Here is a 23,105-nt window from a genome sequence, read left to right as displayed (position 1 = left end):
TTTCAAGACTGATATGGTATATTGTAGTCATTCTAAATACGCCCCGAGGTGATGATATGCACGTAGAGATCCGGCTGTTCGCCGGCCTGGCAGAGGTTATCGGCTCTTCCCTCCTGTCCTTTCACATTGCGGAGCCCCCGGTTACGGCGGGCAGACTGAAAGAACTGCTGGCTGCCTCCTATCCCGACGCCGCTTCCCAGATTGCCGTCTCGATGACGGCGGTCGACCGCGAGTATGCAGGAGACGATACCGTCATTGCCGAAGGCTCCGAGGTCGCGCTCATTCCTCCAGTCTCCGGCGGCGAACCGCTGACAGCGGCTTCCGTCGACGGACGCTATGCGATCACCGAGCTGCCCTTGAACCCGCAGGACATCCTGGACAAGGTCCAGGACCGCAACCGGGGCGCCTCTCTGCTGTTCCTGGGCACCGTTCGGGAAATGACCGGCGAGGAACGGACCGTTCTCCTGGAATACGAAGCTTACCTTCCGATGGCGCTCGCCAAGCTTGAATCCATCGGACGGGAGACCGAGACGCGCTGGAACGCCTGCTGCGCCATTTCCCACCGGATCGGACCGGTCGGTCCCGGAGAAGCCAGTGTCGCGATTGCGGTTGCATCCGCCCACCGGGAAGCCGCCTACGAAGCCAGCCGATATGCCATCGAAGAGCTGAAACGAATGGTGCCCATCTGGAAGAAAGACGTCGGCGAATCCGGGCAGCACTGGGTGAGCTGAAGCCAGACGCAGCTTGGGAGGCAGTCCGTCCGGCTTGGACGCTCCTGTATCAGACTATGACTTTATCATTGTTAACAATGCCTTTTTTTGCTATGCTTCAGATTAGAAGCAACGGCGGTCGTTCCAACCGTTTATTTTGACAAGATTCGCCTTGCATGGATTGAGGTTAGTCAATTTGCAAGCAGAGGTGGAAGAAAGACTTGAGAGTGCATGTCACAGATCTTAAACCGGGGGATTATCTGAAAGAAGATACGTTCAGTTCACGCGGTCTTCATGTCCTCCCCAAGGGTACGCAGTTGCAGACAGACGAGATATTCCGGCTGATTCAGCACGGTGTCGATTACGTCGATATCGAATCGGTCTCCCCCTCTCCTGTCAGCGCCGGAAGATCCTCAGCCATCCAGGCCGTCACCACGAATTTTGACAACACGATCATCGGTTTTGAATCGCTCTATCTGGAAGCGTTGACCAAAGGCAGTTTCAATCAGTCCATGGTGGATGATGTCCTGCAGCCCATGCTCCAGTCTCTCGACCGGCACAAAGACGTTGTAACGCTGTTGCTGCTTCTGGACCGGGAAGACGATTATACGTATAATCATTCCCTGCAGGTCGGTATGCTGAGCTACTTCCTGGCCAGCTGGCTCGGATACGGCAAGAAGGAATGCTACGAAATCAGCAAGGCCGGCTTTCTGATCGATATCGGCAAATGCCGGATACCGGCCTCCATTCTGAGCAAGCCGCAGAAGCTCACCCCCGAGGAATTTGAAGAAGTGAAGAAACATACCTTGCATGGTTACGAGATTATCCGGAACTCCATGCCGGACGAGCATACGGCTCTGGTCGCTCTGCAGCATCATGAACGGGAAGACGGCACAGGCTATCCGAACGGACTCCGCAAGCCGGAGATTCACCCGTACGCCCAGATCGCCGCCATCGCCGATGTATACAGCGCCATGACCACCGCGAGAGTCTATCAATCCAAGCAGGAGCTGATTGCAGTTCTCCGGGAAATACATAATCTGAGCTTCGGCAAGCTGAACGCCAAAGCCGTTCAGGCCTTCATCCAGCATATGATGCCGAACTTCATCGGCAAGCGCGTTCTCCTCAGCTCCGGCGACATGGGCGTAATTATTATGAACAACCCGACGGATATGTTCCGTCCGCTTGTGCAGAGCGAGGGCCGGTTCTTTGATCTGGCACGCGACCGCAACGTTGGAATTGTAGAAATTTATATGGAATAGCCCGAGCAGACGGGCAGCAGTCCAATCTTCCATTGGAGCGCTGCCTGTTTTTTTATGTCCGCTGGACAGGCCTCGAAAGGACGCTCCTTGCCGGATGCCTTTTTAACCATTGGCCAACGATCGCATATATTAGTACATATGTGAATATAGGAGGTACCGGGATTGGCCAATAACAAGGATCTGCGTGATATTGAAATTGCCAAGCTGGCGTTTATAGGTGGATCCATTGCTGCAATCGGGGATGGAATCGCCGCACTTGCAGCCGGGTTAGCCTTGGACGCTCTGAAACAGGATTATGCAGCCAAAAAGAAAAACCCCACCGTTTCTATTAAATCCACGAAGACTCAACTGAATTATTTTATTAACGAGTTGGTAAAGATCAGAAATAAGGTGGGATAACCTTGTCTACGTCCACTGCCCGAAACGGACGTTCAACCTAAAATACGTGCCCGAGCGCCTTGACACCAGAGTGTCAAGCTCACTGCGGACACGTATTGTATTTAACCATCACCGGGATATATTTCAGAAGGGTCTGCCGGATTAACCGATGCTGCCTTCCATCTCGAACTTAATCAGCCGGTTCATCTCAACCGCGTACTCCATCGGCAGCTCCTTCGTGAACGGCTCGATGAAGCCCATGATAATCATCTGCGTCGCTTCGGCTTCCGACAGGCCGCGGCTCATCAGATAGAAGAGCTGCTCTTCGGATACTTTGGAGACCGTGGCCTCGTGCTCCAGCATGATATTGTCGTTCATGATCTCGTTGTACGGGATCGTGTCGGACGTCGACTGGTTGTCAAGAATGAGCGTATCGCACTTGATGTTGGACTTGGCGCCTTCCGCCTGGCGGCCGAAGGAAGCCAGACCGCGGTACGTCACCTTGCCGCCGTGCTTGCTGATCGACTTGGAGACGATCGTCGAAGTGGTGTCCGGCGCCAGATGGATCATCTTCGCGCCGGCATCCTGGTGCTGTCCCTTGCCCGCAACGGCGATCGACAGCACGGAGCCCTTCGCGCCGCGTCCCTTGAGGACAACGGCCGGATATTTCATGGTCAGCTTGGAGCCGATGTTGCCGTCGACCCATTCCATCGTCGCATTCTCTTCGGCAACGGCGCGCTTGGTGACCAGGTTGTAGATGTTCGGCGCCCAGTTCTGGATCGTCGTGTAACGAACGCGGGCGTTCTTTTTGCAGATAATCTCTACAACGGCGCTGTGCAGCGAATTCGTGCTGTAGATTGGAGCGGTGCAGCCCTCCACGTAGTGGACAAAGCTGTCCTCATCGGCAATGATCAGCGTCCGTTCGAACTGGCCCATGTTCTCGGAGTTGATGCGGAAGTACGCCTGCAGCGGAACTTCGCATTTCACGCCCTTCGGCACGTAGATGAAGCTACCGCCGGACCAGACCGCACTGTTCAGCGCCGCGAACTTGTTGTCCGCCGGGGGGATTACGGTGCCGAAGTATTCTTTCAGCAGCTCAGGATGCTCGCGGAGCGCGGTGTCCGTATCCATGAAGATAACGCCCTGTTCTTCAAGGTCCTTTTGCATGCTGTGATAGACGACCTCGGATTCGTACTGCGCCGACACGCCGGCCAGGAACTTCTGCTCCGCTTCCGGAATGCCCAGCTTGTCGAACGTCTCCTTGATTTCGGCCGGAACCTCTTCCCAGGTCTTGCCCTGCTTCTCCGAAGGACGCACATAATACTGAATGTCGTTAAAATCCAGTTCGTCCAGATCCCCGCCCCAGCGCGGCATCGGCATCTTCTCGAACTGCTTCAGCGATTTCAGGCGGAACTCCAGCATCCATTCCGGTTCATTCTTGATCTTGGAAATTTCCTTGACGATCTCGGGCGTCAGTCCTTTGCCGGTCTGAAACACCGCCTTGTGCTCGTCGCGAAACCCGTACTTGTATTCTTCCATTTCAGGCGCTTTCTTAGCCATGGGTCGTTCGCCTCCTTATAGTTCACCCTGCCGTTGCCGGCCTTCTTCTAGCTGTGCTGACGCTCTTCCTCGTCGATCCCCTTGCGCAGCGCGTTCCAGGCGAGTGTGGCGCATTTGATCCGCGCCGGGAACTTGTTGACGCCGGCCAGTGCCTCGATATCTTCGTAGTCGTCGAAATTCACTTCTTCACCCTGCATCAGTCTGGAGAAGCGGCTGGCCAGATCCAGCGCTTCCTCCACGGTCCGGCCCTTGACGGACTCGGTCATCATGGAGGCCGACGACATGCTGATCGAACAGCCCTCGCCTGCGTAGCGCGCATCCTTCACCCGTCCGTCCTCGACTTTCAGCTGGAGGGTAATCCGGTCTCCGCAGGTCGGGTTGTTCAGCTCTACCTTGAGCGAATCATCCTCGAACAGGCCGCGGTTCCGGGGGTTCTTGTAATGATCCATAATGACGCGGCGGTATAAATCATCCAATTGCATCGGCAAAATACTCCTTTGTGCGGATTAGTGCCGAGACCAGCCGGTCGATGTCTTCTTCTGTATTGTACAGATACAGACTGGCCCGCGCCGTCGAGCTGACTTCCAGCCAGCGCATCAGGGGCTGACAGCAATGATGTCCGGCCCGGATGGCGATGCCTTCCGAGTCAAGCACCGTCGCCACATCATGCGGGTGAACGTCTCCCAGATTGAAGGTAACGAGTCCGACCTCGCGGCCCCGGGGACCAAAGATCGTCAGACCTTCCACTTCCGACAAGCGCTGCTCCGCATACGCGGCCAGCTTGATCTCATGGCGGTGAATCTCATCCATACCGATCTCTTCCAGAAAATCAATCGCGGCTCCAAGCCCGACCGCACCGGCTATAATCGGTGTTCCCCCTTCGAACTTCCAGGGGAGCTCCTTCCAGGTGGAATCATAGAGGCCGACATCGTCAATCATTTCGCCGCCGAATTCTACCGGCTCCATCTTCTCCAGGAGCGCCCGTCTGCCGTAGAGAGCGCCGATGCCGGTCGGTCCGCACATTTTGTGGGCGGACAGGGCATAGAAATCGCAATCGAGGTCCTGAACGTCTACTTTCATATGCGGCGTGCTCTGCGCGCCGTCCACCACGATAACGGCACCGTGCCTGTGGGCGATGGCCGCAATCTCCTTCACCGGATGGGTAACGCCCATGACGTTCGAGACATAGGCGATCGCGACGATCTTCGTGCGGTCGGTAATGGTCGCTTCCGCATCCTCCACCGTAATCCGGCCGTCCTTTTGCAGCGGAATGAACTTCAGCGTCGCGCCGGTACGCTTGGCAAGCTGCTGCCACGGGATGAAGTTGCTGTGATGCTCCATCTGCGTTACGACGATTTCGTCTCCCTCTCCCACGGCCGAAGGCCCGTAAGAGGAAGCGACCAGATTCAGGGCTGTGGTCGTACCCCGGGTGAACACAATCTCTTTCGTACTCTTGGCGCCGATGAAGCGCGCCACCTTCTCCCGCGCGCCTTCATAGGCGTCGGTTGCCCGGCTGCCCAGCGTGTGTACGCCGCGGTGAACATTGGAGTTGTCGTGCTCATAGTAAGCCTTGATCGCCTCGATGACCTGCCGCGGCTTCTGGGAAGTCGCGGCGCTGTCCAAGTACACGAGCGGATGGCCGTTGACGTTCTGGTTCAGAATCGGGAACTGCTCCCGGATGGAGGCATTCATTGACCCAACTTCCTTTCCACAAGAGACTGAAGCTGATCGCGCAGCCCCTCCAGTGGAATTTGCGAGACAACGGGAGCAAGGAAGCCGTAAATAATCAGTTTTTCCGCATCGCTGCGCGAAATTCCGCGGGACATCAGATAATAGATCTGCTCCGGATTGACCTGTCCTACGGAAGCGGCATGGCCGGCGGATACATCGTCTTCGTCGATCAGCAGAATCGGGTTCGCGTCGCCGCGGGCCTTGGGGCTCAGCATGAGCACTTTGGCTGTCTGCTGTCCGTCAGCGCGGGTAGCGCCCTTCTCAATCTTCGTAATGCTGTTGATAATGGACGAGGCGTTCTCGCGCATAACCGCCCGGGTAATCATGTCGCTCGGCGTATTCTTGCCGAAATGCTGGGCGCGGCAGGAGTAGTTAAGCCGCTGCGATCCCGATCCCACGGCGATAATCATCGCATTCGAGGTGGAGCCGTTGCCCTGAAGCAAGGACTTCGTGTCGCCGACGGTATCGCCGTCGTTCATTTCGCCGATAATCCACTCGATTGATCCGTCGTTGTCCACGACGGCGCGGCGGTACGTAATATCGGTTGTATCCGCTCCGAACTGGTGCACCGAAGCGAACCGCACCTGAGCGCCGGCTCCGACGAACACTTCCGCCGCTCCGTTGTGGAGCCCGGCTTCCGTCTTGGCGGACACATAATTGTCTACATAAGTCAGCGCGCTGCCGCGTTCGGCTACAATCAGCACATGCGGCACAAATGCGCTCTCTGCATCATCGGTGAGATAGACGGCCTGGATCGGCGCGTCGATCACTACATTCTTCGGCACGTAGAGGAATACCCCGCCGTTCCACAGCGCCGCGTGCAGCGCCGCTACGGAGCTCTCGTCCGCGGCAACCGCTTTGCCGAGATAGCGGCGAACCAGTTCGCCGTGTTCCTTGGCGGCCGTCTGAAGATCGGTGAAGACTACCCCCTGCTCCTCAAGTCCGGGAGCCAGCTTGGCGTAGACCACTCCGGAATTGTGCTGGATCAGCAGATTTCCTTCTCCCGCGCCTTCGATCAGGCTGCGGATGGATTCGGGCGCATCAGCCAGCTGCCCGATCCGCACACTCTCTTGGTTCTTCCCGTACTGCTGAATATTCCAGCGGTCGATCCGGGTCTTCTCCAGCTTCGGAAGCTCCAGGCCGGCTGCGAGCTCCAGCGCCTTCAGGCGGCTCTCTGTCAGCCAGTCCGGTTCCCCGCTGCGCACCGACCATTCGCCGAGCGTGCCGGCTTCAACCGGAAGTATGGTTTGCGTCGTCATCTCTATTCTCCTCCTTCCAGTCCGGTTACGCTTCTTGTCCGACGGTTTCGTCCTCGATGCCCAGCTCTTCCTTGACCCATTCGTAACCTTCGGCTTCCAGACGCTCCGCCAGCTCCGGACCGCCGGATTTGACAATGCGGCCCTGCATCATGACATGGACGAAGTCCGGCTTGATATAGTTAAGCAGACGCTGATAGTGGGTAATAACCAGGAAACCGCGCTCTTCGCTGCGCATGGCGTTCACGCCCTGCGCTACAATCTTCAGCGCGTCGATGTCAAGGCCGGAGTCGATCTCGTCGAGAATGACGATCTTCGGGTCCAGCATCATCATCTGGAGAATTTCATTCCGCTTCTTCTCGCCGCCCGAGAAGCCTTCGTTCAGGTAGCGGTGCATGAATTCCGGATTCATCTCCAGTTCTTTCATCTTGCCTTCCATCTGACGGATAAATTTGATCAGCGAGATCTCGCTTCCTTCTTCGCGGCGGGCGTTGATGGCGCTGCGCAGGAAGTCGGAGTTCGTTACGCCGGAAATTTCGCTCGGGTACTGCATGGCCAGAAAGAGGCCTGCCCGTGCGCGCTCATCAACGGCCATCTCCAGCAGGTCTTCGCCGTTCAGCGTAGCCGCGCCTTCCGTCACTTCATATTTGGGGTGCCCCATCAGAGCCGAAGCCAGCGTACTCTTGCCGGTACCGTTCGGTCCCATGATCGCGTGAATTTCTCCGCCCTTCATCTGCAGGTCAATACCCTTCAGAATCTCCTTGCCTTCAATGGTTGCCTTGAGTCCAGAAATGACGAAATCTGCTGCCATAACGTGAATTCCCTCCAATAATCGATTTGCCTAGCCTGTATCCGTCTGCAGGGGATGACCCTGTAACACGCCAGCGGAACTATTTAGATTCTGTATTAAATTATAATCATTATAAATTGTATAATCAATGATTATCAATGATTATCACTCATTTTATTATAATCCCTCAGCTTTATCAAACATTGTCGGATTTCCTGCCGCCGGGCTTCAAAACTCTCCTCATCCAGCACGGGCACGGATTTCCCGGGTTCGGGCGTATCCTGAAGACCGATCCAGGACCGGCAGCCTCCATATTCCGGATGGACGGGAATTTCTAGCGGCTGATCCAGCCGGTAGACCCGAAGCAGCAGGGCATGCAGCGGCTCGCGCGGCTTCCACCGGAGTCTCTCCGCAGCCATTTCCTTAGTCCAAATATGGTAAGGATACAGCGCCTCCAGCTCTTCCTCGGTCCGGATCTCCAGATCGTCCGCCGCCTCCGCCCAGTAGAATAGCGTAATCCGGTCAGCACCGGGATGGGCCTCGGCCAGCGATTTCTCGACCAGCGGACGGTAAGGTTCCTTGAACAACCTGGGCTTCTGGTGCTCATACGTAGGGAAGAAATAGAAGGAAGAGCTGCGGAGTTCAAACCGCTTGGTTTCTTCCCGGATTCCGCCCTTGCGGAGAAGAAGGATGCTCTCTCCCTCCCCCAACAGTTCGGCGGCTGCGGCCCATTCCTTCAGAGCCGTCGGTTCAATCTTCATGGGGCTGCTCTCCTCTCCTGGCCTCGCGGCTCCCGCCGTCCGGCCGTTCCGAATTTGATATCTATATTATAACAACTCATGTAGGCAATCGACATGGTGAATGAAAAAAGAGCCCAAAACGGGCTCTTCTTCAACCATTCGTCACACCCTCTCACATGAGGGTGTTCATATGCTTAACATCAACCTTACTTATCCAGGAACGAGCGAAGCATCCAGGCGTGTTTTTCCAGATCCGTACGGATCTTGATGAACAGATCGGCCGTCGGCTGATCGCCGTTCTCCTCGGCGAGTTCGATCCCTTCGCTAAGCTCTTCCGCTACCGTCGAGAAGTCCTCAATCAGCGTCTGAACCATGCCGCGGGTATCTTCGTTGCCGGAAGCTTCCTGAATGGTGGAGAGCTCCAGATATTCCTTCATCGTAGCCGCAGGTTTGCCCTTGATGCTCAGCAGGCGCTCGGCCACCTCGTCCATCTTCAGCGTAACTTCATCGTACAGTTCCTCAAATTTCACATGCAGGGAGAAGAACTGCTCGCCCTTCACGTACCAGTGGTAGTTATGAAGTTTCACATAGAGGACGTTGAGATTCGCCACCTCTTTGTTGAGCACCTGCTCGATGGAAGTCGTGTTCGTTTTGTTGGTTGCTTTGGCCATCGTTGATCCCTTCCTTGTCCACTTAGAATTTGACCGGCTGTGTCTGATCCGTCGTGCCGGCCTTGTCGTCGTCTACTGTCACATTACCCTAGCCCCGTTCCGCCGAAACAAAGCGGCGTCTTCCTCCCGACCGTGCGGCTGCGCACAGCCGTCCAAAGATCAATTGTAGGATGGACGAACGGAAGGAGGGTTATGCCTGAGGGTTCGCGAACGGGCAAAAAGGAGCGGAATTTCGCTTCCGCTCCTCCATTTTACACCTGTATGGCCGCTTTGTGCCAGCGTTCCTAGACCATCCGCAGCAGCGCTTCCCGCCCGGACATTCCCGCCGCAATGCCAAGCTTCTCGGCTTCATGCGTAACCGACTCCAGGGGAGAGTCCAGCAGCTGCTCCAGCGTTCGTACGCCTACCGCCCGGCCTGCAATAATACCGCGGTCCTTCAGCTTGTCGTTCAGCAGTCCGACATCCAGCGCTCCGCACATGATGTATCCCTTGTCCGTGCTGACGCTTAGAAGAGTTGTCTTGGGGAGCTGCACCACTACGCCAAGCATCGTATGTCCGCCGATCACAATCGGTTTCAGTGTTACCATTGCTGCACACCGCCTTTCTTCTTGCTTCCCGTCATGCTCTATCTAAATGTATGCCCTTCAGGGAGCAGGGGTGCGGACAAATGTCCCGGTTGCGCATCAAGGTTCCCGGGCCGATAGTCCCAATTCGATCTGTTCCCCCGCTGTTCTTCTTTCAATGATAATGATATAGTGTAAATACGCAAAAGAAGCGCTATATTGAACAGGCTGGGGGACTTATGAACAACAAACTGCGAAGCACGGAAGGTCAATTTCTGTTTAATCTTGACATTTTAATAAATGCCAAGACCAACCCGCTTGCCTTGCAGTATCTGCTTGAACTGCTGAATGGAAGCGAGTATGTAACCGACTTCAAGATTAATTCCAACCTGCAGCTTGGAAGAACCATCGACGAGCTGCTTCAGAACGCCAAGCGAAATTTGTCCCAGGGCAAGGCTGGAGCCGCCGACGCGGCCGCAGCGGAACCCGCCAAGCCATCGACTGCCGCCAAGACTTCTGCGGAGGCCAAACCTTCGGTAGAGGCCAAGGCCCCACCGGCCGCCAGACCAGAAGCCGGGCGCGGAGCGGCTGCCGCCCCCCGAACCGGAGGCGAAGCCCATCCGTTCGGTCCGATCTATATCCAGATCCGGGAATTCATCCGCAAGAATCAGCTGATCCGCATCCGGGCGAACCGCTACGGCAAGCAGCTCTCCATTCCGTGCCGGGTGCTGAATCTGGATGAGGCCACGAATACGATCAATGTCTACCATGTGGATGAGAAGCAGGTTTATACCTTCAAGCTCAACGAAATCGACGAGTTCATGTAGGGAAAAGAACGCCCCGGCCTTCCCGAATATCGGGTCTGTGCCGGGGCGTTCTTGCGCGATTGCGATCTGCGGTCAGCGCCGGGATTCGCGCCGCGAGAAAGCTTCAAGCGCCAGCAGCAGCCATGCTGCCATGAACGCCACGCCGCCAAGCGGCGTAATGGCGCCCAGCGCCTTGATTCCCGAGATACTGAGCACGTAGAGGCTGCCCGAGAAGAGGACGATGCCGGTCAGCATCAGCCGGGCTGCCCAGCGCAGCCGGGCGCTCTCACCCCATTGTCCGGCTGCCAGAGCAATGGCCAAAATCCCGAGCGCATGTACCATGTGATAATGCACACCGGTCTCATAGACTGTCAGATCATCCGCGCTGATTACCGTCTTCAGCATATGGGCGCCAAATGCGCCAATGGCAACGGCCAGCATCAGCAGCAGAGCTCCCCAGCCCGCATAGAAACGCTGCATGTCTTTCTCTCCTTCGATCCGCTGGTCTTGGCCGCCTGTTCGGCGGCACGGATTCATCTTATCGCAAGCGGAAAGTCTTTTCCACCAGGAGTGCGGGATGTGCTTGCTTTTCTCGCCCCCTTATGGAAGAGTAAGAGAAGCAGCATTGGATTCACCACTACTCATCTTGAAGGAGTTCGATTATGGACGAGCCACAAGTCAATCCGCCGGAAGGCCCATCGCCTTCCGCCCAACCGCCATCCGGCTACGGAATGAGCGAACCCGCGGAAGCGCAAGACTATAAGAACCTGCAAGACCGCAGACATTCAGGCCCGGGGATCGCTTCCTTCGTCATTGGCCTGGTCACGGTTGTCGGCTATATCGCCGCTCTGGCCGCCGCGGGCGCCATCATTGCCCCTCTGATCGACGAGATCGGGGAACTGCGCAGCGACTCCAGCGAGGCATTCATCCTGCTTGGCATGTCGGTTCTCGGCCTGGCGGCACTGAATCTGATCGGAGTAATCACCGGCATTATCGGCATCGCCCTGCGGGACCGCAAGAAAGCTCTGGCGGTCATCGGCACCCTCATCAACGGTCTGATTCTGCTGCTGTTCATTCTGGTAATTGCAGTCGGTCTGGCTAATGTCGGCGCGTCCTAGACGCAATCGGCAGCGCCCCTGTCCGGCGGATCTGTGATCCGCCAGTCAGGGGCGCTGCCAGTTGATGGGAGCCGGCCGGGGTTAAGGGCGGGACGGATAGAACGAGAAGGTGGCCTGGTCCGCCTTGTAGCGTCCCTCCTCATACCGGTAGACGATCCGCGCCTCCCCTACAAAATCGGCATTCCCGATAGCCCCGCCAAGCCTCGCGGTCAGCCGTCCCCTTTCGATCCCATAATAGATAATGGACCCGAAGGCGATCTTCTGCCGGTCCAGCGCTGCGGCTTCCGTTCCGTAAGAGGAAGCGCTGCGGCTGATTTGATCCCCGCCGCCGGGCGTTTCCGCCCGGATAATGACCTGATCCCCCCGCAGCGATACCGAGCTGCCGATCCGATTGCGGGCCGCCTCGACCGGATCATCGACCGGTATCTCCTTGAAGGAACGGCGTTCGATGACATGAACCTCCTCCAGATGAAGCCCCGTCCCCCATCCGGCGTTCAGACGGATCACGGCTTCGGGACTCTGATCCCCGCCGATATCGCCTGTCTCCAGAACCGGAGCATGGGACGCATCGACCGGGTTCTTCCAGTTCGGGAACGACTTCACCCAGCCATCCCATTCCAGCCGCATGCCTTCAAAGGTATCCGCCTTCTTGCCGATGCGGAACAGCCGCGGACCGCCGCCGGGCACCGCCGCCAGCACGGTCCGTCCCGTGACGACCTCTGCGCTTCGGCCGGAGGCGTTCCAGCGGACATCCGCTCCCGCCAGTTCCGCGATAAAGCGAAGCGGAAGCATGGTCTCGCTGCCTTGCCCGGCAACCGGCGCAGCCAGCGGATAGCGACCCGCCTCCGCCGTCTCCCTCACTTCCCTTTCTCCCGGCTTGAAATCATAGACGCCTCCCCGGGTCATCCAGATGCGCACCAGGCCCTCATCGGGCTGCCAGTGCGCCGACACGCTCCCGAGTTTCTGAATCATGGACAGAGGAACCATCGTGACCCCGTTGCTGATATAAGGGGCAGGGGACAAGTTCAACACTTGGCCATTCCAGCGGACAGAGACGTCGGCATGGCCCGCGGTCCGGCCAGAAGCTGCCGGGGAGACAAGGGCTGCGGCGACAGCCGCCGGCCCCGTCGGGACCGCTTCCGTTCGGGCGGCCCGGGCTTCGCCTGCCGGAAGAGGGGCCAGGGGCGCCGCCGCCAGCAGCAGCGAGAGCGCCGCCCCAAGCGCTGTTCGATAAATCGGCTTCAACATAGAAATCTCCTTGTCGCAGGGATATACGGGATTAAGGTACCCATCCATAAGGTACTTGGATCAATCTACCACAGGACGCTCTCCATTGGGTTACCGTTTATTAACAAGCCGGTTACAGCTTGTACGCCACCGTACCGTTGACTACCGTCATGCGCACGCGCGCGGCGAGCAGATCATCGGGGTCGCTGCCCGGCGGGCGGTCCAAGACCGTGAAGTCGGCCCGCTTGCCGATCTCCAGACTGCCGCGTTCCGCCGTCTCTCCGGCCGCAGCCGCGCTGCCCGAAGTGAACAATCCAAGCGCTTGACCGGCCGTGAGCTTCTCCTCCGGCACATAGCCGGCGTGGCGCTCGCCCGGCTTCCGGCGGGTTATGGCTGCGTGCATCCCGAGGAACGGGCTGACCGGTTCAATCGGCGCGTCGCTTCCCCCTGCGCAGACCACTCCGGCTTCCAGCAGACTCTTCCACGCGTAGAGCCAGCGGGTGCGTTCCGGCCCCACCCTCTCCAGCACCCACGGGAAGTCGCTCGCCACGAACCGGGGCTGAATGTCGGCAATCAGCGGCAGATTCTTCATGCGAACGACCAGGTCCCGGCGCAGCACCTGCGCGTGGATGAACCGGTCGGGCAGCCGGCAGCCCTGCGGCAGCGGCACCCGCTCCATCGCCGTCAGCGTCAGATCCGCAGCTCCGTCCCCGATGGCGTGAACCGCCACAGGGAAGCCGATCCGCCGCGCCTCTGCGAAGATGCGCTCCAGCTCTTCCGGCGTGTGGACCGCCATGCCGGAGGTGCCCGGCGCATCGCTGTAAGGAGCAGACAGCAGTGCCGTCCGTCCGCCGATGGCGCCGTCCGCGAACAGCTTGACGGCTCCGATCCGCAGCCATTCGTCCCCGCTGCCGGCGCGCAGGCCCAGCTCGGCGAGCTCGGGCAGATACTCATGGTACATCAGCTGATGCGTCCGGAAGGCAAGACCCTCTTCGCTCAGTTCCCGGTGAATGCGCAGCATGGTCTCCGCTCCGCCGATCAGGCGCAGGTCCTCCGTATGCACGCCGGTCAGACCGAGCGACAGGGCGTGCTCCGCGCCCCGGCGGACCGCCGCCTTCAGGGCGGCATAGTCCGGCTTCGGCTGAACGGCGGAGAACGGCCGGGACGCATCCTCATAGATCCAGCCGTTCAAAGACCCGTCCGGGTCCCTTCCATATGAGCCGGACGGAGGGTCCGGCGTATCCGCCGCAACGCCGGCCCGGCGAAAAGCTTCGCTGTTCCCGAGATACGCATGGAAGCAGGTGCGGGTCAGGAAGACCGGATGCCGGTCCGTTACGGCATCCAGCTCCAGCCGGTGCGGCGCCTCGGCCGGCGCAAAATCATTTTCATTCCAGTTGAGTCCGAGAATCCACTCTCCCGGCGGCGTGACCGCAGCTCGCTCCCGGATCGCTTCCAGCATCTGCTCCCGGGAAGCGCATCCCGTAAAATCGAGCATGTCCAGCTTCATCCCCGTCATGGCCAGGTGCATATGCGCATCGACCAGCCCCGGCAGCACCGCCGCGCCTTCCCAATCCACGGTGCCGTAGCTGCGGCCCGCGAGCTGGAGCCTCAGTTCCTCTTCGCTCCCGATGGCCGCGATTCGCCCTTCCTCGGTATAGACCGACAACAGCCGGCCCGGACCATCGTCCGGGTATCCGTATAAACGTCCGTTCGCATACAGCGTACCCGCCATGCGCTCCTCCTCCATTCCTCCGCAGCAGTCATAATGGAACCCTTGCTGCACATAAGCTTACCTAACGCCATTCTTTCCGTCAATTCCCGGCAACCCGCAGGCAGGCCATCGCAACCGGGGACGCCGGCCCAGGAGGTGAGCACGATTCCTCTCGTCGTACGAGCAACGATCAATGCCACCGGCGCCGTTACGTTCACGGGCAACACGCTCGGTCTGAGCCGGTCTGACACAGCAGGCGTTCCCGGCACTCAGGACAGTATCGGCGCCTTCACCACGGTCAACACCGCTTCCGTCTACAATTCCTATCCCGCCGGAACGACAAGCCTGTACACCGCCAACAGCTCAGCGGCCATCCTCAATCTTCCGCCGGGCAGCACCGTTCTGTACGCGGAATTAATCTGGGGCGGCTCCTACATTAACGGAACCGTCAACTTGAGCGCCCAGATTAACAATCCGGTCTCGCTGACGCTGCCCTCGGGAACCGTTATCAGCGTATCGCCCGATTCGGCGACGAGCAACAATGTGGATCTCGGCAACGGGGCCTCCGCTTACGTCCGGTCCGCCAACGTGACCTCCTACATCCAGCTTGGGGGGGCAGGACGCTATATTACGGGCGGGGTAGCCGGGACCATTGTCATCAGCGGCGATCCCACCGCAAACCACGCCGGCTGGACACTGGGCGTCATTTATCAGAATCCGTCGCTCCCCTTCCGGAATATGTCGCTTCGGGCGGGGGCCGTGCTCGTTCAATCGACCTCCGCTCCGGTGACCACAACGCTCACCGGATTTGCCACGCCGGTCTCCGGCGCGCTGGGCGGCCGGGCGCTGTTCAGCGCCCAGGAGGGCGACGCGAACCGTGCCGGCGACCAGGCCTTGTTCGGTCCGAACGCCGCTTCGCTGGCCGCGCTGTCGGGACCGAACAATTTTGCGAACAATTTCTTCGCTTCCCAGATCAATAATGACGCCGGTCTGATCGACACCACGGGCACCTTCGGCAGCCGGAACCAGACGAACGGCAGCCCGGGAAGCAACATTTCCGGCGGACGTCAGGGCTGGGATATTACGAATGTGGATATCTCTCCGCGCCTGGTCAATAACCAGGCCTCCGCAGTCCTTACGCTGACGACCTCGGGCGACGCTTATGTGGTCAATGCCAATGCGATACAGGTCGATATCAATGCTCCCAAGATTACGGTAACCAAAAGCGCCGGCGCTGCCGGTGCGGTCGTCGGCGATCTTCTCACCTACACGGTGACGGTTGCCAACACCGGGACCGCCAACGCCACAAGCGCCGTCCTGACCGACGCGCTTCCGGCCGGACTGGTCTTTGCAGGTGGCAGCGTAAGCGTCGCCGGCGTCTCCCGCCCCGGATTCGACATCGTCGCCGGCGTCCCGCTGGGAACCGTCAACTTCGGAACTTCCGTCACGGTGGTCTATCAGGCCAGAGTGTCATCGCTCCCGAGCCCGCAGCAGGCCGCCAACACGGCCAGCGCCGCCTTTACCTTCCAGAGCGTCAGCGGAGGTCCTGTTCTTACCGGCGTCGTCCCCTCCAATACCGTCACTCTACCCGTGTATTCCCCGGTTCTTGCCATATCCAAGAGCGCCAGCCAGACCGCCGCCGTGGTCGGCGATACCGTAACCTATACGCTCTCGGTCTCCAACAGCGGGAATATCGGCGCTTCGGTCACGCTGACCGACAACATCCCTTCGGGGAGCACCTATGTTCCCGGAAGCTTCACCGTCTCCGGTACGCCGGTGGCCGGGAACCCGGCCGCAGGCATCGCTATCGGAACCGTTGCGTCCGGACAGACGGTAACCGCCAGGTTCTCTGTTCTCGTCAGCAGCCTTCCTTCCCCGCCCGCGCTGACCGACCAGGCAACTGCCGCTTACACCTATCAAGTGCCGGACGGAAGGACCCTTTCGGGAAACGCCGCTTCCAATTCGCTGACCCTCCCCGTCTCGGTTCCCAATGTCTCTGTAGTCAAAAGCGTCAGCCAGTCGGAGGCCGCCGTCGGCCAGACGCTGACTTATACCGCCGTTGTCGCCAACAACGGCGCTTCGCCGCTCACGGCGGTGACACTGACCGACGCGCTTCCCGCCGGCAGCACCTTCGTCGCCGGAAGCGCATCCCTGTCCGGTACGCCGCTTCCGGCAGCCGATCCGGCTACCGGCATTCCGATCGGCACCCTTGCGCCGGGCGCCTCGGCTGCCGCCGTCTTTCGCGTCTCTGTCGCCGCCGTTCCTTCGTCCGGCCAGTTGAACAACCGGGCCTCGGCCGCCTACAATTCGGGCGCATTCAGCGGCATTGCTCAGTCGAACACCGTAACGACGGCAGTCTATCTGCCGGTCATTACCGCCGTCAAGAGCGCATCAGCCGCCTCCGCGCTGGTGGGAGGGATGCTGGTCTATAGAATCCGAATCGCCAACACCGGCAATCTGGGCGCAGAGGTCACCTTCAGCGATACGCCGCCTTCCGGCACCACCTTCGTCCCGGGCAGTGTAACTGTAGGCGGAGTGGCCCGCCCTGCCGCTTCCCCGCTTGGCGGCATTGAGCTTGGAACCGTTGCGCCGGGCGCAGACACGGAGGTCGCTTTCACCGTATCCGTCAACAGCCTGCCGTCTCCGGCCGTTCTGGTGAACCAGGGCACGGCCGCTTACCGGTATCAGCTTCCGGGCGGGAGCGGGCCGTTCACAGGCTCTGCACTTACGAACACGATATCCACGCCGGTGTCTGCACCCAATCTGACGCTGACCAAAACAGCGGGAACGGCTGCCGTCGCCGTCGGCGAGAATCTGACGTATACGCTCACCGCCGCCAACTCCGGCGCAGCGCTTCTGGAGAACATCATTCTGTCCGACACGCTCCCTGCTGGAACGACCTTCGTGACAGGCAGCGTACTGGTGAACGGCACGCCGGTACCCGGCGCCAGTCCGGCCGCCGGCATCCGGCTGCCGAATCTGGCGGCCGGGGCCTCGGCCGCCGTTGCTTTTACCGTGAACGTCTCGTCCCTGCCAAGTCCCGCCGTGCTGGGCAACCGCGCAAGCGCAGCTTTTACCTCGGGAAGCTTCTCCGGCTCGGCCGTCTCTCCCCTGGCGGAGACTCCGGTCTATCAGCCGGTCCTGAATCTGCTGAAGAGCGCGGGGACCTCCCCCGTTGCAGCCGGCAGCACGCTGAGCTATCAGATCCGGGTCAGCAACACCGGCAATATCTCCGCCTCCGCGACCCTGACCGACCTGCTGCCGCCCGAGGCGGCGTTTATTCCCAACAGCGTCCAGATCGGCAGCGTTCCGCTCCCCGGGTACGATCCCGCCTCCGGTATTCCGGTGGGACCGCTCGCCCCGGGCGACAGTACAGCGGTGAGCTTCCTGGTGACGGTGAACGCGGTGCCTCCGTCGCAGCGGCTCGTCAATCAGGCGAGCGCCGCCTACACCTTCCTTCTTCCGGACGGCCGGCGGCTCGGCGGAACCGCGGCGTCCAACACGCTGTCGGTTCCAGTCTCTTCTCCCCAAGTATCGGTTGTCAACAGCATCAGCGCTTCAGCGGCTGTAACGGGCGACGTTCTGACAATAACCAGCGTGATCACGAATACGGGAGACGCAGCGGCAGGCCAGTTGGTCTACAGCGATCCGCTGCCCCCGAATGTCACATTCCTTCCCGGTACGGTAACGGTGAACGGGGCTTCTCTTCCGAACGCTGTTCCAGCCTCCGGCATTCTGATCGGCAGTCTCGCTCCGGGCGGAGCAGTCGCCGTATCCTTCGAGGTGAGAGTCCATATGCCTAATCCTACGCTCATCAGCAACCAGTCCTCGGTCAGTTTCACTTCCGGGGTCTTCTCCAGCTCTTCGGCCTCCAACGTCACCGCAACCCCGATTATTGAACCGCAGCTCGGACTGGTCAAAAGCGCCAGCGCCGCAGTCGCCACCGTCGGCGATACGATTGTGTATACGGTTGTGGTCGCCAATACCGGCAACCTGGAAGCTTCCGTCACGCTGACCGACCCGCTTCCGTCCGGCACCACCTTCAGCGCCAACAGTGTCATTGTCGGCGGTCTTCCCCTTCCCGGCGCTTCACCCGACTCCGGCATCGCCGTCGGCGTTGTCCCGGCGGGGGGCGCGGTAACCGTCACCTTCAGCGCAGTTATCACTTCGCTGCCAACACCGCAGTTCCTTAACAACCAGGCTTCGGCTGCCTACACCTACACCACGCCGGACGGACGCCCGCTCAGCGGGTCGGCCCTGTCGAACACGATCACGATCTCCGTCTCGGCTCCGAATGTGTCCGTCACCAAAGTCACCGGCTCGACGGCGGCCACCGTAGGCGATGTGATCACTTACTCCGTCATTGTTCTTAACAACGGCATTGCTGCGGTCAATAATCTTCAGCTTACCGATCCGCTGGCTCCCGAGGCCGCCTTCGTGACCGGAAGCGTCACCGTGGCCGGAACGCCGGTTCCATCGGCCAATCCGTCGCTTGGGATTCCGCTCTCCTCTCTGGCGCCCGGCGCCTCTGTAACGGTAACCTATAACGTCCGGGTGAACGCCGTTCCGAGCGGGGCCGAACTGCTCAACCAGGCTTCGGTGGCCTTCACCTCGGGAGCAGTCTCGGCTACAGCGCTGTCCGCCCGGATCGCCATACCGGTCTACCAGCCGGTTCTCAACGTCGTCAAGAGCGCCGGCACCGCCCAGGCCACCGTAGGCGACACGGTCAGCTACACGCTGACCGTGTCGAATGCCGGCAACTATGCCGCCTCGGCCACGCTGACCGATACGCTCCCGGCGGGCAGCGTATTTATCCCCAACAGCGTGCTGGTGAATGGACTGCCTTTGCCCCAAGCCGATCCGGCTAGCGGCATTGCCGTCGGTTCGATTGCCCCCGGAAGCATCGTAACGGTTACTTTCTCCGTCGAAATTACCAGCCTGCCCGTACCTCAGCTTCTGGTGAACCAGGGACTCGCCTCGTATACCTACACCCTCCCGGACGGAAGAACCGCATCGGGCGCCAGTTCATCGAACAGCGTGTCGCTGCCGGTATCCAGCCCTAATGTCAGTGTTGTCAAAACCACCGGCACCTCGGCGACTACGGTCGGAGATACCCTTATCTATTCCGTGATTGTCACCAATAACGGCATTGCTGCCGTCAATAATCTGGTCCTCAGCGATGTGGTGGCGGCCGTGACGACGTTCATTCCCGGTTCCGTTACCGTTGCCGGCGAACCGAGACCTTCGGCCAGTCCTTCGGCGGGCATCCCGCTTGGAAGCCTGACGCCGGGTTCCTCCGTTACGGTCGCCTTCAGCGTAAGCGTAACGGCCCTGCCTCCGGACGGCACGCTGACTAACCAATCCTCGGTGAGCTTCACATCCGGGACGCTCTCCAGCGTCACCTTCTCCAACACGGTCAGCCTCCCGGTCTATCGGCCGATTCTGTCGGCGGCCAAGAGCAGCAGCCTGTCCATCGCCACAGTCGGAGACACGGTTGTCTACACGGTGAATGTCGCCAACACAGGCAATTATCCGGCATCCGCGACGCTGACTGACACCATTCCCGCCGGCGCCGTCCTGGTCCCCAACAGCGTTCTGGTCGGCGGAATTCCGGTTCCCGGAGCGGACCCGGCAGCCGGTATACCGCTTGGAAGCATCGCTCCCGGAGCCTCTCTGCCCGTCATCTTCTCGGCGGTCATCCAGACGCTCCCGCCCAGTCAGCAGCTTGCCAATCAGGCGGCGGTATCCTTATCCTATACCTTGCCGGACGGACGCCCGTTCACGGCAAGCCTGGCTTCCAACACCGTTCTGATTTCGGTATCCTCTCCGAATGTGACGGTTGTGAAGTCTACAGCCGTTGCCGACGTCGTAGTCGGAGATACCTTCACTTTCGGGATTGCGGTCACGAACAACGGAATTGCAGCGGTGGACAATGTCGTCCTGAGCGACCCGATTCCGGCCGGGACGATTCTGGTCCCCGGCAGTGTAACGGTTGGCGGTACGGCCCGCCCGTCTGCCAACCCGGCAGCCGGCATTTCTCTGGGCACCTTGGCGCCGGGCGCAACGGTACAGGTTGCCTTCAACCTGAACGTCACGTCGCTTCCGAGCCCCGCCGTTCTGAACAATCAGGCTTCGGTAAGCTTCACTTCGGGCGCCTTCTCGGGAGCTTCTTACTCGAACACTGTTGCCGTCCCGGTCTATCAGCCTATCCTCACCCTAGCCAAAACCGCCAGCGTTGCCAACGTCACCATTGGCAACACGCTCACCTACAGCATTCTGATTACGAATGGAGGGAACCTGTCGGCCGATGTCACCTTGTTCGACAGCATACCGGCCGGAGCGACCTTCGTGCCCAACAGCGTGCTGCTTAACAACGTTCCTCTCCCCGGCGTAGATCCGTCCGGCGGAATCGCCGTCGGACCGGTTGCCCCGGGCAGCCCGGCGACGGTAACCTTGACGGTTCTGGCCGCCGACTCGTCGCCAGCGCCGCAGCAGCTCGTGAATCAAGCTTCGTCCAGCTACACGTACAGCCCGCCGGACGGCCGGCTCCTCAACGGCTCCGCCGTCTCCAATTCACTGGCCGTTCCGCTCTCCTCTCCCGATGTGACGGTCGTCAAGAATACCTCGGTCTCCAATGCCGTGGTGGGAGATATCATTACGTATACCATCGCCGTAACGAACAACGGCACGGCAGAGGTGAGCAACGCCGTACTGATCGACCCGATTCCGGCAGGCAGCCAGTTCGTCGGCGGAAGCGTGGCGGTTAACGGCACGCCGATGCCGGGAGAGAGTCCGGCAACCGGCGTTCCGATCGGTACCATCGCTGCCGGAGCATCCGTCAACGTGACGTTCCAGGTGCAGGTCGTTGCTCTATGACCGAGCCGCTGATCGTCAACCAGTCCCTGGTTCTGTTCCAGGGAGCGGCGGGCGCCGAGGCCATCGCTTTCTCCAATATCGTCCGCACCCCGGTCCTGGGGCCGTCCATCTCCCTGCACAAGCATGCCGACCGTGACAGCGCCGGCCTCGGCGATACGCTGGTATTCGGGATGACCGTCCGGAATACCGGCAACGCCGCTGCCGAGGTCCTCCTGTACGATCCGCTGCCGGAAGGCCTGGCCTTTGTGCCGAACAGCGTTCTTGCAGGCGGCCTTCCGCTGGCGGGGGCCAATCCGGCTGCCGGCATTCCGGCGGGCCTCCTCCTTCCCGGCAGCGAAGCCTCCATCGTATTCCAGGCGCTGTCGGTGGCGCTCCCGCCTTCGCTGGAGTATCGCAACCGCGCCCGGGCCGATTATTTCTTCACCGGGCCGGACGGACAGCAGGTGCGCGGCAGTGCCGAGTCCGGGACCGTGACGGTCGCTCTGCGCGCCTACCTGCTGGAAATCTCCCTGGCCGTGAATACCGCGGCCACATTCCCGGGGGACGTGCTGACGTACACCGCGACCCTGCGCAACAGCGGACTTCAAGCGATCCGGGAGCCGATCTTCGCCGCTCGGCTCCCGGCCGCTGCCGGCTGGATTCCGGGAAGCGTCATCGCGGACGGCGTCTATGACCCGGCCGCCGACCCGCAGACCGGCCTTCTCCTGAACGATCTTGCGCCGGGCCAGTCAATGGAAGTCATATTCCGGGCACGCTCCCTCTATATCCCCGGCGCAACGGAAATTCTCGTTCAGTCGGTCGTCTCCTATTCCGTCGGAGGAGAGACGCTGCGGCGCAGCCAGAGCAGCAACAGCGTCTCCACCGCTCTCCTCGCGCCCGGGCTCACCCTCCTTAAGACGGTCAATGCCGTCTCCGCCGCTCCGGGAGCGGAACTCCGCTATACCGTTAAAGTCGGCAACCCCGGCGCGCTGGCCGCCGAGGTGGTACTGCAGGATTCGCCGCCTTTCGGGACGGATTGGGTGCCGGGCAGCGTCACGATAGCCGGCGCCGTCTATCCCGAGCTGCTCCCCGACCGGGGTCTTCCGCTCGGGATGATTCGTCCCGGCGAGTTCGTGAAGGTGCAGTTCAGCGCGCGGGTCGATCCCCTTGCGGGCAAGGGCGGGCTGACCGAAATGATCAACTATGCTTCAGCCCGCTACATCACCCTGCTGCCCGACGGCCGGTCCGTCCGGCAGACTGTCCGCTCAAATTCCGTCTCCGTGCGCTTAGCTGCGCCCCTGCTGTCTCTGACGGCAGCGGCTCAGCCGGCCAGCGTCCATCCGGGCGACGAAGCGGTCATCGCGGTGACGCTGGCCAACAGCGGCAGCCTCCCGGCAGAGGTGCGGCTCGGCTCTCTGCCGCTGCCCGGCATGGAAGCTGTGCCGGACGGCCTGAGTATCGACGGAGCCCCGGCGTCGTACGGCAGCGGCGGATTGTCGCTTGGCGTCGTAGGTCCCGGAGAACGCCGGATCATCCGCTGCCGGGTCCGAATCCGGCAGGACGCCGCAGGGACCGTGCTGTCCGGTTACGCCGCCGCCTCCGGCCGCTATGAGTCCGGCGGACAGACCTACACGGCCGAAGCCCGCTCCAACGAATATACCGTCACCGTGGAAGGAGACGACGAATAGGAGGAGGGCTAACAAGCGGCCTGCACATATCTCTTCTTC

18 protein-coding genes are annotated in these 23,105 nt (G+C 60.4%); 7 read left to right on the top strand and 11 right to left on the bottom strand.

What is annotated here, in order from left to right:
- Positions 1–56 precede the first annotated feature (56 nt).
- From RBI05_RS00615 to RBI05_RS00605, 3 genes are all read left to right on the top strand, one after another.
- Positions 57–731 (top strand): molybdenum cofactor biosynthesis protein, encoded by a 675-nt coding sequence (locus RBI05_RS00615; protein WP_150459119.1) that lies wholly within the window; start codon positions 57–59, stop codon positions 729–731.
- A gap of 200 nt (positions 732–931) precedes the next feature.
- Positions 932–1,972, top strand: coding sequence for an HD-GYP domain-containing protein (locus tag RBI05_RS00610; protein WP_150459118.1), 1,041 nt, complete (start codon positions 932–934; stop codon positions 1,970–1,972).
- Between the two features lie 162 nt (positions 1,973–2,134).
- Positions 2,135–2,371 carry a translation initiation factor 2 gene (locus RBI05_RS00605; RefSeq protein ID WP_150459117.1) on the top strand — a complete coding sequence of 79 codons (237 nt, stop codon included), beginning with the start codon at positions 2,135–2,137 and terminating at the stop codon, positions 2,369–2,371.
- 141 nt (positions 2,372–2,512) lie between these two features.
- Here the strand turns inward: RBI05_RS00605 and sufB are convergent, their stop codons facing one another.
- The 8 genes from sufB to RBI05_RS00565 all read right to left on the bottom strand — a co-directional run bounded on the left by sufB (position 2,513) and on the right by RBI05_RS00565 (position 9,685).
- Positions 2,513–3,910, bottom strand: coding sequence for a Fe-S cluster assembly protein SufB (gene sufB / locus RBI05_RS00600; protein ID WP_150459116.1), 1,398 nt, complete (start codon positions 3,908–3,910; stop codon positions 2,513–2,515).
- A 47-nt stretch (positions 3,911–3,957) separates the two neighbouring features.
- Positions 3,958–4,392, bottom strand: coding sequence for a Fe-S cluster assembly sulfur transfer protein SufU (gene sufU / locus RBI05_RS00595; protein ID WP_310549766.1), 435 nt, complete (start codon positions 4,390–4,392; stop codon positions 3,958–3,960).
- Positions 4,379–5,602, bottom strand: a complete 1,224-nt coding sequence (locus RBI05_RS00590; protein ID WP_150459114.1) for a cysteine desulfurase — start codon at positions 5,600–5,602, stop codon at positions 4,379–4,381. The genes sufU and RBI05_RS00590 overlap by 14 nt, the downstream gene beginning before the upstream one ends.
- Positions 5,599–6,900, bottom strand: a complete 1,302-nt coding sequence (gene sufD, locus RBI05_RS00585) for a Fe-S cluster assembly protein SufD (RefSeq protein WP_150459113.1) — start codon at positions 6,898–6,900, stop codon at positions 5,599–5,601. The genes RBI05_RS00590 and sufD overlap by 4 nt, the downstream gene beginning before the upstream one ends.
- Positions 6,901–6,925: 25 nt before the next feature.
- Positions 6,926–7,708, bottom strand: a complete 783-nt coding sequence (sufC, locus tag RBI05_RS00580) for a Fe-S cluster assembly ATPase SufC (protein ID WP_150459112.1) — start codon at positions 7,706–7,708, stop codon at positions 6,926–6,928.
- A gap of 134 nt (positions 7,709–7,842) precedes the next feature.
- Positions 7,843–8,448, bottom strand: coding sequence for a DUF1802 family protein (locus RBI05_RS00575; RefSeq protein WP_310549765.1), 606 nt, complete (start codon positions 8,446–8,448; stop codon positions 7,843–7,845).
- A gap of 185 nt (positions 8,449–8,633) precedes the next feature.
- Positions 8,634–9,098, bottom strand: a complete 465-nt coding sequence (locus RBI05_RS00570) for a Dps family protein (protein WP_150459110.1) — start codon at positions 9,096–9,098, stop codon at positions 8,634–8,636.
- A gap of 284 nt (positions 9,099–9,382) precedes the next feature.
- On the bottom strand, positions 9,383–9,685 hold the full coding sequence (locus RBI05_RS00565) for a YunC family protein (protein ID WP_310549764.1): 303 nt from the start codon (positions 9,683–9,685) through the stop codon (positions 9,383–9,385).
- A 215-nt stretch (positions 9,686–9,900) separates the two neighbouring features.
- Between RBI05_RS00565 and RBI05_RS00560 the strand changes: the two genes are divergently transcribed.
- Positions 9,901–10,488, top strand: coding sequence for a hypothetical protein (locus RBI05_RS00560; protein WP_310549763.1), 588 nt, complete (start codon positions 9,901–9,903; stop codon positions 10,486–10,488).
- Between the two features lie 72 nt (positions 10,489–10,560).
- Here RBI05_RS00560 and RBI05_RS00555 read toward each other — a convergent pair whose 3' ends face one another.
- Positions 10,561–10,947, bottom strand: coding sequence for a DUF423 domain-containing protein (locus RBI05_RS00555; protein ID WP_310549762.1), 387 nt, complete (start codon positions 10,945–10,947; stop codon positions 10,561–10,563).
- Positions 10,948–11,129: 182 nt separating this feature from the next.
- Here RBI05_RS00555 and RBI05_RS00550 point away from each other — a divergent pair, with 182 nt between their 5' ends.
- Positions 11,130–11,585 carry a hypothetical protein gene (locus RBI05_RS00550; protein WP_310549761.1) on the top strand — a complete coding sequence of 152 codons (456 nt, stop codon included), beginning with the start codon at positions 11,130–11,132 and terminating at the stop codon, positions 11,583–11,585.
- Between the two features lie 81 nt (positions 11,586–11,666).
- Here RBI05_RS00550 and RBI05_RS00545 read toward each other — a convergent pair whose 3' ends face one another.
- Both RBI05_RS00545 and RBI05_RS00540 read right to left on the bottom strand, forming a co-directional pair.
- Positions 11,667–12,833 (bottom strand): copper amine oxidase N-terminal domain-containing protein, encoded by a 1,167-nt coding sequence (locus tag RBI05_RS00545; RefSeq protein WP_310549760.1) that lies wholly within the window; start codon positions 12,831–12,833, stop codon positions 11,667–11,669.
- Between the two features lie 112 nt (positions 12,834–12,945).
- On the bottom strand, positions 12,946–14,544 hold the full coding sequence (locus RBI05_RS00540; protein WP_310549759.1) for an amidohydrolase: 1,599 nt from the start codon (positions 14,542–14,544) through the stop codon (positions 12,946–12,948).
- Positions 14,545–14,679: 135 nt separating this feature from the next.
- Between RBI05_RS00540 and RBI05_RS00535 the strand changes: the two genes are divergently transcribed.
- The gene (locus RBI05_RS00535) at positions 14,680–21,399 is read left to right on the top strand and encodes a DUF7507 domain-containing protein (protein WP_310549758.1); all 6,720 of its coding nucleotides are present in this window, start codon (positions 14,680–14,682) and stop codon (positions 21,397–21,399) included.
- On the top strand, positions 21,396–23,066 hold the full coding sequence (locus RBI05_RS00530) for a hypothetical protein (RefSeq protein WP_310549757.1): 1,671 nt from the start codon (positions 21,396–21,398) through the stop codon (positions 23,064–23,066). The genes RBI05_RS00535 and RBI05_RS00530 overlap by 4 nt, the downstream gene beginning before the upstream one ends.
- Positions 23,067–23,105 lie beyond the last annotated feature (39 nt).

It is taken from the genome of Paenibacillus glufosinatiresistens, from assembly GCF_031470375.1.
GTDB classification, from domain to species: domain Bacteria; phylum Bacillota; class Bacilli; order Paenibacillales; family Paenibacillaceae; genus Paenibacillus_AQ; species Paenibacillus_AQ glufosinatiresistens.
Note: the sequence above shows the minus strand (reverse complement) of the source record. Positions and strands in the feature narration are given on the sequence as shown.

What these genes read in the sequence shown, in the direction of transcription:
- RBI05_RS00615 (WP_150459119.1), top strand. Translation starts at nt 57, where the DNA reads ATGCACGTAGAGATCCGGCTGTTCGCCGGCCTGGCAGAGGTTATCGGC.
- sufB (WP_150459116.1), bottom strand. Translation starts at nt 3,910, where the DNA reads ATGGCTAAGAAAGCGCCTGAAATGGAAGAATACAAGTACGGGTTTCGC.
- sufU (WP_310549766.1), bottom strand. Translation starts at nt 4,392, where the DNA reads ATGCAATTGGATGATTTATACCGCCGCGTCATTATGGATCATTACAAG.
- RBI05_RS00590 (WP_150459114.1), bottom strand. Translation starts at nt 5,602, where the DNA reads ATGAATGCCTCCATCCGGGAGCAGTTCCCGATTCTGAACCAGAACGTC.
- sufD (WP_150459113.1), bottom strand. Translation starts at nt 6,900, where the DNA reads ATGACGACGCAAACCATACTTCCGGTTGAAGCCGGCACGCTCGGCGAA.
- sufC (WP_150459112.1), bottom strand. Translation starts at nt 7,708, where the DNA reads ATGGCAGCAGATTTCGTCATTTCTGGACTCAAGGCAACCATTGAAGGC.
- RBI05_RS00575 (WP_310549765.1), bottom strand. Translation starts at nt 8,448, where the DNA reads ATGAAGATTGAACCGACGGCTCTGAAGGAATGGGCCGCAGCCGCCGAA.
- RBI05_RS00570 (WP_150459110.1), bottom strand. Translation starts at nt 9,098, where the DNA reads ATGGCCAAAGCAACCAACAAAACGAACACGACTTCCATCGAGCAGGTG.
- RBI05_RS00565 (WP_310549764.1), bottom strand. Translation starts at nt 9,685, where the DNA reads ATGGTAACACTGAAACCGATTGTGATCGGCGGACATACGATGCTTGGC.
- RBI05_RS00560 (WP_310549763.1), top strand. Translation starts at nt 9,901, where the DNA reads ATGAACAACAAACTGCGAAGCACGGAAGGTCAATTTCTGTTTAATCTT.
- RBI05_RS00555 (WP_310549762.1), bottom strand. Translation starts at nt 10,947, where the DNA reads ATGCAGCGTTTCTATGCGGGCTGGGGAGCTCTGCTGCTGATGCTGGCC.
- RBI05_RS00550 (WP_310549761.1), top strand. Translation starts at nt 11,130, where the DNA reads ATGGACGAGCCACAAGTCAATCCGCCGGAAGGCCCATCGCCTTCCGCC.
- RBI05_RS00545 (WP_310549760.1), bottom strand. Translation starts at nt 12,833, where the DNA reads ATGTTGAAGCCGATTTATCGAACAGCGCTTGGGGCGGCGCTCTCGCTG.
- RBI05_RS00540 (WP_310549759.1), bottom strand. Translation starts at nt 14,544, where the DNA reads ATGGCGGGTACGCTGTATGCGAACGGACGTTTATACGGATACCCGGAC.
- RBI05_RS00530 (WP_310549757.1), top strand. Translation starts at nt 21,396, where the DNA reads ATGACCGAGCCGCTGATCGTCAACCAGTCCCTGGTTCTGTTCCAGGGA.